This is a genomic window from Acinetobacter sp. CFCC 10889, from assembly GCF_003268395.1.
Taxonomy (GTDB): domain Bacteria; phylum Pseudomonadota; class Gammaproteobacteria; order Pseudomonadales; family Moraxellaceae; genus Acinetobacter.
This window is the reverse complement of the sequence record NZ_LQXQ01000082.1, coordinates 1-10879: the sequence shown is the minus strand read 5'-3', so window position 1 is coordinate 10879 and position 10879 is coordinate 1. Positions and strand designations below refer to the sequence as shown.

22 protein-coding genes and 1 other RNA gene are annotated in these 10879 nt (G+C 40.4%); 22 read left to right on the top strand and 1 reads right to left on the bottom strand.

Annotated features, from left to right (window positions below):
- The coding region (locus tag AVJ19_RS19300) for a hypothetical protein (RefSeq protein ID WP_213067266.1) at window positions 1–393 on the bottom strand (393 nt) is incomplete at its 3' end.
- 221 nt (window positions 394–614) lie between these two features.
- On the opposite strand from AVJ19_RS19300, the gene AVJ19_RS19295 reads away from it, so the two are divergent.
- From AVJ19_RS19295 to AVJ19_RS19195, 22 genes are all read left to right on the top strand, one after another.
- A complete protein-coding gene (locus AVJ19_RS19295) occupies window positions 615–896 on the top strand; it encodes a helix-turn-helix domain-containing protein (protein WP_111861204.1) in 282 nt (93 codons plus the stop codon).
- A complete protein-coding gene (locus AVJ19_RS19290) occupies window positions 896–3076 on the top strand; it encodes a Mu transposase C-terminal domain-containing protein (protein WP_111861203.1) in 2181 nt (726 codons plus the stop codon). The genes AVJ19_RS19295 and AVJ19_RS19290 overlap by 1 nt, the downstream gene beginning before the upstream one ends.
- 51 nt (window positions 3077–3127) lie before the next feature.
- The gene (locus AVJ19_RS19285; RefSeq protein WP_111861202.1) at window positions 3128–3868 is read left to right on the top strand and encodes an AAA family ATPase; all 741 of its coding nucleotides are present in this window, start codon (window positions 3128–3130) and stop codon (window positions 3866–3868) included.
- Window positions 3869–3885: 17 nt separating this feature from the next.
- Complete coding sequence (locus tag AVJ19_RS19280) at window positions 3886–4572, top strand: hypothetical protein (RefSeq protein ID WP_111861201.1); 687 nt, start codon at window positions 3886–3888, stop codon at window positions 4570–4572.
- Window positions 4569–4802, top strand: coding sequence for a hypothetical protein (locus AVJ19_RS19275; RefSeq protein WP_111861200.1), 234 nt, complete (start codon window positions 4569–4571; stop codon window positions 4800–4802). The genes AVJ19_RS19280 and AVJ19_RS19275 overlap by 4 nt, the downstream gene beginning before the upstream one ends.
- Window positions 4771–5112: a LysR family transcriptional regulator gene (locus AVJ19_RS19270; protein ID WP_111861199.1), complete on the top strand. Its 342-nt coding sequence runs from the start codon at window positions 4771–4773 to the stop codon at window positions 5110–5112. The genes AVJ19_RS19275 and AVJ19_RS19270 overlap by 32 nt, the downstream gene beginning before the upstream one ends.
- Window positions 5113–5219: 107 nt before the next feature.
- Complete coding sequence (locus AVJ19_RS19265) at window positions 5220–5429, top strand: TraR/DksA C4-type zinc finger protein (RefSeq protein WP_111861198.1); 210 nt, start codon at window positions 5220–5222, stop codon at window positions 5427–5429.
- A 13-nt stretch (window positions 5430–5442) separates the two neighbouring features.
- Complete coding sequence (locus AVJ19_RS19260; RefSeq protein WP_111861197.1) at window positions 5443–6060, top strand: DUF3164 family protein; 618 nt, start codon at window positions 5443–5445, stop codon at window positions 6058–6060.
- 26 nt (window positions 6061–6086) lie between these two features.
- The gene (locus tag AVJ19_RS19255) at window positions 6087–6329 is read left to right on the top strand and encodes a hypothetical protein (protein ID WP_111861196.1); all 243 of its coding nucleotides are present in this window, start codon (window positions 6087–6089) and stop codon (window positions 6327–6329) included.
- A gap of 43 nt (window positions 6330–6372) precedes the next feature.
- A complete protein-coding gene (locus tag AVJ19_RS19250) occupies window positions 6373–6651 on the top strand; it encodes an HU family DNA-binding protein (RefSeq protein ID WP_111861195.1) in 279 nt (92 codons plus the stop codon).
- Complete coding sequence (locus AVJ19_RS19245; RefSeq protein ID WP_111861194.1) at window positions 6644–7066, top strand: hypothetical protein; 423 nt, start codon at window positions 6644–6646, stop codon at window positions 7064–7066. Before AVJ19_RS19250 ends, AVJ19_RS19245 begins: the two co-directional genes overlap by 8 nt.
- An RNA gene (locus AVJ19_RS19240) (hammerhead ribozyme type II) lies at window positions 7065–7133 on the top strand. Before AVJ19_RS19245 ends, AVJ19_RS19240 begins: the two co-directional genes overlap by 2 nt.
- 5 nt (window positions 7134–7138) lie before the next feature.
- The gene (locus AVJ19_RS22095) at window positions 7139–7312 is read left to right on the top strand and encodes a hypothetical protein (protein ID WP_162626659.1); all 174 of its coding nucleotides are present in this window, start codon (window positions 7139–7141) and stop codon (window positions 7310–7312) included.
- Between the two features lie 182 nt (window positions 7313–7494).
- Window positions 7495–7773, top strand: a complete 279-nt coding sequence (locus AVJ19_RS19235) for a hypothetical protein (protein WP_111861193.1) — start codon at window positions 7495–7497, stop codon at window positions 7771–7773.
- A gap of 131 nt (window positions 7774–7904) precedes the next feature.
- Window positions 7905–8192 (top strand): hypothetical protein, encoded by a 288-nt coding sequence (locus AVJ19_RS19230; RefSeq protein ID WP_111861192.1) that lies wholly within the window; start codon window positions 7905–7907, stop codon window positions 8190–8192.
- Window positions 8186–8389 carry a hypothetical protein gene (locus AVJ19_RS19225; protein ID WP_111861191.1) on the top strand — a complete coding sequence of 68 codons (204 nt, stop codon included), beginning with the start codon at window positions 8186–8188 and terminating at the stop codon, window positions 8387–8389. The genes AVJ19_RS19230 and AVJ19_RS19225 overlap by 7 nt, the downstream gene beginning before the upstream one ends.
- 2 nt (window positions 8390–8391) lie before the next feature.
- A complete protein-coding gene (locus AVJ19_RS19220) occupies window positions 8392–8814 on the top strand; it encodes a hypothetical protein (protein ID WP_111861190.1) in 423 nt (140 codons plus the stop codon).
- Window positions 8807–9229: a gp16 family protein gene (locus AVJ19_RS19215; RefSeq protein ID WP_228203409.1), complete on the top strand. Its 423-nt coding sequence runs from the start codon at window positions 8807–8809 to the stop codon at window positions 9227–9229. The genes AVJ19_RS19220 and AVJ19_RS19215 overlap by 8 nt, the downstream gene beginning before the upstream one ends.
- The gene (locus AVJ19_RS19210; RefSeq protein WP_111861189.1) at window positions 9222–9635 is read left to right on the top strand and encodes a Mor transcription activator family protein; all 414 of its coding nucleotides are present in this window, start codon (window positions 9222–9224) and stop codon (window positions 9633–9635) included. The genes AVJ19_RS19215 and AVJ19_RS19210 overlap by 8 nt, the downstream gene beginning before the upstream one ends.
- A gap of 120 nt (window positions 9636–9755) precedes the next feature.
- Window positions 9756–10259 carry a M15 family metallopeptidase gene (locus tag AVJ19_RS19205; RefSeq protein ID WP_111861188.1) on the top strand — a complete coding sequence of 168 codons (504 nt, stop codon included), beginning with the start codon at window positions 9756–9758 and terminating at the stop codon, window positions 10257–10259.
- Window positions 10259–10687, top strand: coding sequence for a hypothetical protein (locus AVJ19_RS19200; RefSeq protein WP_228203408.1), 429 nt, complete (start codon window positions 10259–10261; stop codon window positions 10685–10687). Before AVJ19_RS19205 ends, AVJ19_RS19200 begins: the two co-directional genes overlap by 1 nt.
- The coding region (locus AVJ19_RS19195; RefSeq protein ID WP_162626658.1) for a hypothetical protein at window positions 10688–10879 on the top strand (192 nt) is incomplete at its 3' end.

Here is a 10879-nt window from a genome sequence, read left to right as displayed (position 1 = left end):
GGTTGCTTCTAGTACGCCATCGGTGAGATCGAAGCATTGTTCTAACAGTTCTTTGTTGATCTCATTTGGCTGTAATGGCGTTATATCTAGCAGTGGCATGCTTTGAATTTTGTCAGTAAATGCTGCTTTAACCTGCTCTGCTCGGTTTTGTTGAGCCACTTGAGAAAATGGTTCACCCTCTCCTGTATTCAACCACTCATATGAACAACCTATTTTCTCTGCCCAATCTTTTACTGTTTTGGGTAGAGGCTTTGTTTTTCTAGTTTTAGCAGACTGGAAAGCTGAACGGTTAATTCCCTTCTCTTCCGCCCACGGATAAGGTCGCTCATCTCCAATCAAAGAATCCATTCGATCCCAAAATTGTTCATTTTCTATAGCCTTATCTTTTTGCATATCACACACCTTAAATGCAAAACCTAAATGCAAAAAATACTCATTTTGCATAAAAAATATATCAATAAAAATCAAAAACATACAAATATTTGAATGATTTTGAATATTTTTTATATGCAAAACCATTGATTTGAATAATTTTGCATATTACTATGCTGTTAGATAAGGCATTCGCCATTTCTAACGAGTATAAAAAAAAGCCTTGCGGCTAGGGAGTTCAAATGGGATCAATACCTAAATTACCCAAAGAACAGGTTTGGGATCGACACGCTATAAAAGCAGCTATTACACGTAAAGGGAAAAATCTTACGCAATTAGCTGAATCTTATGATGTCGCACCACAAACAGTCCGAAATGCTCTCGATAAACCAAGCAAAATCGGTGAAATTATTATTTCAGAATTCATAGGGATACCTTTACACATCTTATTCCCTGAACGTTGGACTGAAAATAATAAAAGAATTTATCCACGAGTTGCCAAGCGTCAGCGAGGAGCTCAATGATGGAATTATTCTATAGTATTCAGGAATTAGTAGAATTGCAATCTAATATGCAAAATGCTAGTTACCCTAATAACCGTCAAGGTTTCGAGTATCGGGCTAAACGTGATAATTGGAAGTTTGTAGAGGAGAAATCTATTGGACGTAATGGCTTCACTCGGAAGTACATGATTCCTACTGATCTTGCTATAAGTATTCAAAATTATCTAAAACCCAAAAATTTGAATATAAATGATTTGGTTTCACCTATTGCACTGCCAAATACAATGCAAGCGGTGAACTCTCTCCAAAATTGGCAAATCGAGATCGCAGAAAACCGTTTGTTTGTGGTGCGTTATGTGCAAGAGCAAGTCAGATCAGGTCGTAAAAAGACAAATGTCATTGAGCAAATGATTGTAGATGCTGATGCAGGGACTTTATTGCCTGAAATTTTAGAAGCGATTTTAAAAGCGAATGCCAAGGCAGGTGATAAGCGTACTGTGAGCCGTCGTTCAGTGTTCGACTGGATCAAAGCAGTTGAAGATGCAGAGTTGCATAAGATCAATGTGTTGTCTTTGCTTGCACCAAAGGCTCGTGCTGTTGCTGAGATTCCTGCTTGGGCGGTTGAGCTTTTGAAACTGTGGGGGCAACCACAAAAACCGACTTTGACCGCTTGTTTGGAACTGCTTCCTCAGTACCTTGGCAATGGTATTGCCTGCCCTAGTTATGCCCAAGCTTATCGTTTTTTGAATGAAAAGATGGGCAATGTCGATGTACAAAAAGGTCGTATGGGTAGCCGTGAAATCAAGAATATCAAGGGCTTTGTGCGTCGTGATACTGAAAACATGCTGCCAACAGATGTTTATACCGCAGATGGTCATTGTTTTGATGCTGAAATAGCACACCCAATTCATGGCAAACCGTTTCGTCCTGAGATTACAGCGATTATTGATGTGGCAAGTCGTCGTATTGTCGGCTGGTCGATTGATTTATCAGAGAATAAATGGGCAGTACTTGATGCGATAAGGATGGCGGCAACTGAATGTGGCATTCCTGCGATGTTCTATGTCGACAATGGTTCAGGCTATAAGAATGCGGTTTTAACAGGTCGTGGTAACGGTATTTTAAGTCGTTTAAATGTGACGGTATCGCATGCGCTGCCATATAACTCACAAGCCAAAGGTTTGATTGAGCGAAGTCATAAAACGCTGTGGGTCAAAGCCGCTAAAACCTTGCCAACCTATATCGGCAAAGACATGGATGCTGAAGCAGGCAATAAAGTTCATAAGCTGACTCGTAAGGACATTATCCAGTTTGGGCAATCGCAAGCATTAATGAAGTTTGCTGATTTTGTGGTATTCGCTGAGAAAGTCGTGACTGACTATAACAATAAGCCGCATAGCAGCTTAAAGCGGATCACTGACCCAGTTACCCTGAAAAATCGTTATATGTCCCCGTTAGAAATGTGGGCTGCAACGTTAGATGACGAGAATCCAATTGATCGGATCGACAACTGGGATATGGAAAACTTTTTCCGTCCAACGATTGAGCGCAAAGTACGTCGTTGTGAAATCGAACTGTTTACCAATCGCTATTTTCATCGTGATCTTGAGCAGTTTCATGATGAGTATGTGCAGGTCGGTTATGACATTCATAACGCTGAGAAAGTCACAGTCCGAGACATGGATGGTCGCTTGATTTGTATCGCTGAGTGGAATGCAAACAAACGTGATTACTTCCCTAAAACAGTCATTGAACAAGCTCGAGAACAGCGTGCTGCGGGACGTTTACGTCGCTTAGCAGCAAAACAAGCGGAAGTCATTGAAGAATTGAATCCTCAGCAAGTGATTGAACATCTTGAAAATCAGACTGTGATTACATTCCCGAAACGTGAACGTGAAGAATTATTCAACGAGTTAAACGCTATAGAGGTTCAACCTAAACAACTCATTCAAGAAGTGAAATATCAAATTTCAGATGAAGCTGAAGGCGTTCCAATTACGAATCATATAGATGACAAGGTTGGTCGTTGGATCGGTATAGATCAGAAAATTTTAACGAATCAAGACATTAATGAGGAGGACAAGAAGTTTTGGAAGACTTTCCAACTTTCCAAACTATTTAAACGGATGTGCAGTGAAGATCAGCAGTTGCAACAGCACATGGAAAATACTGAGCAACTGCGTATTTCAAATGGCTTTTAGTTTTGTAGGGCAAAACTAAAGAACAACAAACTTTTCTAAAGGATGCATTAAATGAGTAATTCTGTCAATAAAGGCATTGCCGAAATTCGTAACATTGCGTTGTTTTATGACTTGGTCAAACGCATGACTGAGCGTAGCGCAAGCCTCCCTGGGCTTGGTGGCTTATACGGTCCATCGGGCTTCGGGAAATCATTTGCGGCGAATTATGTGGCAAACAAACTTGGTGCGTATTACGTCCAAGTGAAATCGACTTATTCAAAAAAATCATTTTTACAAGCCGTACTGCGTGAGATGTCCATTCCTGAACCAAAAACCATCAATGACATGATGGAAATCGTGGCTGGTGAACTGGCTAAAACTAATAAGCCGTTGATTATTGATGAGTTTGATTACTTGGTTGAGGGCAATAAAGTTGAAATTGTGCGTGATATTTACGAAGCATCTCAAGGCACAATTTTAATTATCGGGGAGGAATTACTGCCGAAGAAGTTAGAGAAATGGGAACGTTTTCATGGTCGTGTACATCATTGGGCGGGTGCTGAACCAACAAATCTAAACGATTGTAGATTGTTAAAAGAGGTTTATGCAACGGATATCGAGATTGATGATCCCGTTCTTGAAATGTTGATTGCAACGGTCAAAGGTTCGACTCGCCGTGTCTCCAGTAACCTCGAAAACCTGTGTGAATTAGCGCTTGAACAGGGTGAAGACTCGGTCAGCTTGAGCAACCTCAAAAAAATCTTGCCACATGGTTTTATTACGGGTGAAAGCCCTAAACCACGCTCATTTTAAGCTTTGGAGTCGAGATTATGGATAGTAAGCAAAAAGTCACAGTAAAACGTTTAAAGCTTGGAGAAATGTATCAATCGCCACGTCAAAGATTGTGGAATGAGATACGGAAATCAAGTCAGCGCTTCTCGACTAAAGATATTAGCCTTGCAGCAGAGATTAACTATTCGAGTACACATAGTTATATCACGGCATTAAAAAAAGCGGGAATTATTTCAGAAATTGAAAGGACACCTCGTCGTGGAAAAAGCAGAGCTATTGAAATGATTTATTTCAAATTAGATAAGGACGGCGGTTATACAGCGCCTGCTGTTCGTAAGAATGGAGAAATCATTGAAGAACGTTCTTCATCACAAGCGATGTGGAATACCTTGCGTATCACCAAACAGGCTTTTTCAGCAGATGAGCTTGCAAAAGTGGCAAGTACAGATGAACTGGTAATCAACTCAACATCTGCAACGCAATATCTCAAAGCATTGTTTCAGGCGGGCTATTTAGAAATCACTCGTAAGCCTACTTATCGCAAAAATGGGCAAACAAAATATCGTCTTTTACCGAATATGAATACGGGGGCACGTCCACCTTCAGTACGACGTGCGCTGCAAGTTTTCGACTATAACTTGAGTCTGATCATGTACCAAGATACGCCAATTTTGGAAGCTGAGCGTAAGTATGGCGCAGAAATGGACGGGGAGTTTTTGGCATGAATCAATTGGATTTAAAAGTTACACGTTGTCCTCAACGTTTTATTCAGCAAGACCGTCTACGTTTAAGCCTTGAACTGAATAAGTGCAAACGTGAACTGAGCTTGGCTTTGCAAGCGAAAAAACGTGTGCAACTGACATATAGAAGCATCGTCATTGCATTGATTGTTCTGAATTTTATCACTTACGGAGCATTGCTATATGTCAAATACAATCCCGCTCCATGCTTGTGATCCAGAGTGGAAGCGTTTGGTGTATGCCCGTATTGAAGAAATCGGCAGCATGACCAAAGTGGCGAAGGAGCTGGGCTATGCCCGCCCTTCTCTCTCGCTGGCTCTGCGAGGTAAGTACAACGGCAATACGGCACTCATTGAACAAAAAGTTTTAGAAACGCTTGGATATTTTGAATGCCCATTTTTAAAAACCAAGATCAGCCGACTGCAATGTCGGGCTTATCAGGAACGGGATGCACCGACCCAGAACCCTGCTGAAATGCGGCACTGGCGATCATGTCAAAAATGCACTTATAAAATTGAAAAATAAGGATAAAGCAATGGATTTGAATTTTAAAAATGGTGTGGTTTTAAGTCTGTTGTTTTGGGTGGTGGTGATTGGGTTTGGTTTTTTTATTTTAACGTTTGGAGGTTGCCGTGGTTGATTTGGTAGAGATGGCTGAAGAATTTCAAGCGCATCAATTGGAACAGCAAATTTTAGCTCGTACTCAGTTTTCTGCGCAGAGCCAACATGAATGTGATGACTGTGGTGAAGATATTCCAGTGCAACGCCAAGCGTTAGGTGGTGTGACCCGTTGTATCGAGTGTCAAACCAAATTTGAAGCAAAGCAAAAACATTTTCGTTAATTAGGAATTATTTATGAATGCAGTTACTCAAATCCCAGAGGGATTCAAGCAAGACAGTAAAGGTCGCTTAGTACCTGAAAGCTCTATCAAGCCGATTGATTTTGAGCGTGATGCACTGGTGAGTCGCCTGATCAAAAACGTGAAAGAAGTACAGCAACAGTTAAAGCAGTTTAAGGCTTTGGCGTTTGGTGATATTGCCGCATTTGTTGATCTGTCGCTTGAACAGTATGACGTTCATCTCGGTGGAAACAAAGGCAACATCACACTTTATAGCTTTGATGGTCAATACAAAATCGTGCGCCAAATTCAGGATTCTATCCGTTTTGATGAGCGTCTACAGGCTGCCAAAGTCTTGATCGATGAGTGTATCCAGTCGTGGTCTGCGGACTCGAATGATCATTTGAAAGTCCTGATCCTTGATGCTTTTCAGGTGGACAAAGAAGGAGAGATTTCAACAGGTCGTGTGCTTGGCTTACGTCGCCATGACATTAAGGACGAGAAGTGGCTGCAAGCAATGGATGCTATTGCTGAAAGCATCAATATCGTCGATAGCAAAAGTTATGTGCGCTTTTATGAGCGTGATAAAGACGGCAAATATCAAGCTATCTCGCTTGACTTTGCCAATGTTTAGTCCCCCAAGTCCTAAAGGAAATAACTATGAGTTTTGAAGGTGAAAACATTATTGAGGATGGTGACGAAGGTTTACCAGAAGAACCTCAAAAATTTAAAAACTGGTACGAAGTCGATATGGCTTGGTCACACACTGAAGTTATCAACGGTGAGCGAGCAATCTTGATGCCAGCATTTGATTACGACACTGAGAGCGATGAGTTCTTAGATGTTGAGTTAGATAAGTTTTATATGGCTTGGAAAGGCGCTCTTAGCGCAGACCAAGCCTAAAGTTCAACAAATTACAACCCAATAATTATGAAGGAAAAATCTTATGAATAAAGCAGAACTTGTAGAGCATATCGCTCAAACCGCAAATTTAAGTACTGCACAGGCAAAAGCAGCATTAGAGGCTTTTGAGTCTGGTGTAACCAAGGCTTTAGCTGAAGGTGGAACAGTCGAATTAAAAGGCTTTGGTACTTTCAAAATTACAGACCGTGCAGAACGTAATGGTTGTAATCCTAAAACTGGTGAAACAGTGCTGATACCAGCAACTAAAGCACCAACTTTCAAAGCAGGTTCAAAACTTAAAGAGGCGGTGAATAATGGTTAACTCAGATATCACTCAAGTTATTGAAACCCTTAAAGATTGGTTTGATGAATCAATCAATACAATTAATGGTGCAGCCGATTCAGATATTCAAACTTTAAAACTTGAAAATAGAAATGGAACTATCGAAATCACTGGACGTGACAAAGACATGTTTTTAGCTGGCTTAAAAGCTGCTGGAGGTATGTTTGGGAAATTTCCAATTATCCTAGATACACCAAACGGTGAATATGAAATTACAACAGATTCAAAGCGATTACAGTTTTTAATTGAAAACCGCTATCGGGTGGAGCGTTGGAATACAACACCTGATCAAGTGAAATTTTATGTTTATAACGATGACGATGAGGTTATTGCTGAGGCTTATACAGCTCGTGAATCGATTGATCAAGCAATAGCTGAGCATTTAGAAGCATAAGCGAAACATAGGCATTCGTGCCTGTGTCTGCCAGTCGTCGTGGACTGGTACTGACGAGCAGCGAGGAAAATTATGGCATCACCACTAGATATTGTAAATGCAGCAGAAGCACTTGCAAAAAAGCAATCTGGCATTTTTTTAAAGAAATATCCAAAAGCAACCAAACAAGAGATTTTTCAACGAGCATTTTTAATGGGTATGACAACTGGTGTCGAAATGCTGACTTATAAGGAGAAACAAAAGTGATTATTAAAAATGAAGAAGTTGAACAACTTCCACCTGAAGTCGTGGATGCAATTAAGGAAACGTCATGAAAACAATGCGTATCACGAATGCTGAACTAAACACATATTTAGCCCAGCGCCAAGGTTAGACGGTACAGCAATACCGCCTATTTAAACAACACATTATTAATGGTGATTTAAATAATGAAACCAAATAGTAATACCAAAATGCAAGAAATTGCAAATCGCTTTGTTGAAGAACGCCATCGCTTAGGGTGGAGTCAAAGAAATTTAGCACATGTTTTAAATATAAGTCGTGAAGGCTTAAGAAAAAATGAAAATGCTAAAACTGTAATGACATCAACAACCTTAGCCGCTGCGGCAACACTAGGATTTGACGTTCAATATATTTTTTCAGGTATTAAATCTATCAATATTCAAGACGTTGAAAAAAGTATTTTTAAAGAGGTGCATCATGGCTGATTCAATAAAACATGGTGGTATGACAACTGGTGTCGAAATGCTGACTTATAAGGAGAAACAAAAGTGATTATTAAAAATGAAGAAGTTGAACAACTTCCACCTGAAGTCGTGGATGCAATTAAGGAAACATCATGAAAACGATGCGTATCACGAATGCTGAAGTAAAAATAATTGAAGAACATCGTCAATCAATTAAGCATGAAAAAGCAACACAAAAGTTTCGTAAAGAAATCTTTGAATTGGCTTATCAATTTAACAATTGGCTAGATGAACAAGGTGAATACCCAAGTTTTAGTGGGTTTATTAATTGTTTTAACCCTTCGCATTCGAGTCAAAATAAGTTGAAGTATGACTGTGTGATCAAGGTGCTAGATGCTGTTAATTCATTGCAATTATCAAGGGAGTCTGCCTCATGCTAATCCTTGCATATTTCTTTGTATTTTTAGTGGGTTTAGTGACCTGTTTTAAGGAAGCTAAAAAAGCGTGGCTCTGCCAAAAACTGACACAAAACACCTCACACCAAAAGCGTGGTTTTATACTGAAAGCCTTGTGTTCTGCATCTATTGGTTGCCTCGGTATTGGTGGTTTGGTTCAAGCAACTGTGGGAGTATTTTAATAATGGCAACACTCACTAAAGCTGAAAGAGAATACATTCTAAAAGAGTTAAATAGTCAATTTTCGCAAGTGGTCTTAATGTGTGACGGTTATCGTGTCAGCCTTGCTTTAGAGCGGGTTCAAGACCTTAAGCTTGCGATTGGTATTTATATTAATCACATGATGAAAAGTGCTTGGATGATCAAACCAGAAGAGTATCCTGAATCAAAATTTTTACCTGTCCGTAAAAAAGCAATGTACCCACCCGCTAAGAAAGCCAAAATTTTTAAAGAATTTGGCAAAAGACGTGCCAAGGAGTTCTTTCCAAACTTAGATCACGTTTTTGAATATAGAGGCAGTCACTTTTCTACAGGACGAGCTGCACTGAATCACATTTTAAAAGTCTCTGAATCTGTAGAATTGGTGGGAGGAGTGCCAAGTGAGTAAGTTGCGTAATTCAAGATTGGCTGCAATCCACATGGGTAAAAAACAACTTAACTTAGATGAAGACACTTATCGGGATATGTTGGAGCAGATTGGCGGCAGCCGATCTGCCAAAGACCTTGATGATGACGGCTTGGTCAAGGTACTTAAACACATGGAGTCGATTGGGTTTAGTAAAAACACTGCTGGTAAAACAGAGTTTGGACAAAAGCCCGATGTTAAAGAAAGTAAAGAAAGCCTTGTGAATAAGATTGAAGCCCTGCTTGCGGATGCTGGTCGGCACTGGAACTATGCACATGGTTGCGCCAAAAATATGTTTGGTAAAGAACGTGTGCAGTTTTGCACTGAGCATCAACTGTGGAAGCTCGTAGCAGCGTTAGAAAAAGACAAACAACGGAGGGCAAAGAAAGATGGATGAATTTTTAGATAAACTTCCCCAGTCTTTACAAACCATCGTAAGACTAACGGATTTAAGCACTGCCCTTGTTTTAGTCAAAAAGTATGGAGGACAAAATCTACATATTCCCACCACTAAAATGGTGAATGATCGACATGAATTAGCTTATTTAATCGGCTTTAATAACTTAAAGCAAATCTGCCAGTACTGGGATGGAGACACAATTTATATTCCACTGGCTGCGGATTATGCTCAGTTTTTAAGAGATGAAAAAATTAAGCAAGACAGTGCAACTTTAAGCAATGATCAACTTGCTAAAAAGTATAATGTCAGCAATCGTTGGATTCGAGAAATTAAACGTAGACAACGACAACCTGAACAGGAAAAGAAAAAAGATGACAAACAGTTGGATATGTTTGGATATTAGTCCTTAAAAAGCCGCTTAAAATAGCGGCTTTATTTTTGGATAAGGGAAGCCGTTCCCCCTAAATTTTAGAACGATAAAAAACAAAAATAACAGTAAGTTAATTTATAAGGGATTATTGCAATGGATAATAATCAACCAAAATTTATTTTATCCAAGCTCAGCCGTTCACGTTTCCAAGGTGTCCATACTGACCTTGTGAAAGTGGTTGAACGTGCGATTGAACTGACCGAAGTCGATTTTCGTGTCAATGAAGGTTTACGGTCTAAATCTCGCCAAGCACAGTTGGTGGCTTCAGGTGCAAGTCAAACATCAAATAGTCGTCATTTGACAGGTCATGCTGTTGATCTGCTGGCATTGGTTAAAGGCGTACCCTCATGGGACTGGAATCATTATTACAAAATCGCTGAAGCAATGCGTCAAGCTGCTGATGAACTCAAGATCAAAATCGAATGGGGTGGCTGTTGGGGCACAGCAATGTCGCAATATGCCCCACTTGCTCAAGATAGCAAACTGGGTTCAGTCAGTGAGCAAGCCAGTCGAGGCTATGTGGCTGCACGTAAAAAAGATGGACGTTCTGCCTTTATTGATGGTCCGCATTTTCAGATTCCTTGGGGAGCGAAGTAATGGTTAAGCCTACTCGTAAAGCCCCTCAATCTGTCAAAGTGCAGCGTCGTATTGATGATGCTGTACAAGCCGCAATTGCGGATAAAGACCAGCAGCTTTTGAATCAGGCTAAGCATCATCAAAAGCGGGTTGAAATGCTGGAAGGTGAACTGGCAGCTACCTCAGCTCAGTTTGTATCGGCTGAATTGGTACAACATAAAGTGGGCTGGCTTGTTCAAAACTGGCGTAAAGGTTGGCTGTGGTTATCGAACTGGGTGTTTGCAGCCATTGGCTATATCGCTGTATTTGGTATCCCGCCTGAAGTGATGGCTTTATTGCCAGTCGAGTCACAGACTAAAGTGATTGCGGTATTGTCAGTTTTGGGCGTGATTGCTCGTTTTATTGACCAAAACCGTAAAAAGCCACTGCCTCATGTATTGGAGGCTTAAATGTCAAAAGTTACTTTCTCCGCAAATGCAATCGTGGCACTGGCTGGCTTTGTTTTAAACCACTATGGGCACATCAAAGAAACAGTCATTGCGGGTATTGAGCTGACCAAGAAAACCCATTCTAACGTCAAACTTACCACGGGCAGTATTTATCGTTTACTCAGTACGACTGCTGAAGCAATGCAGGCTGTA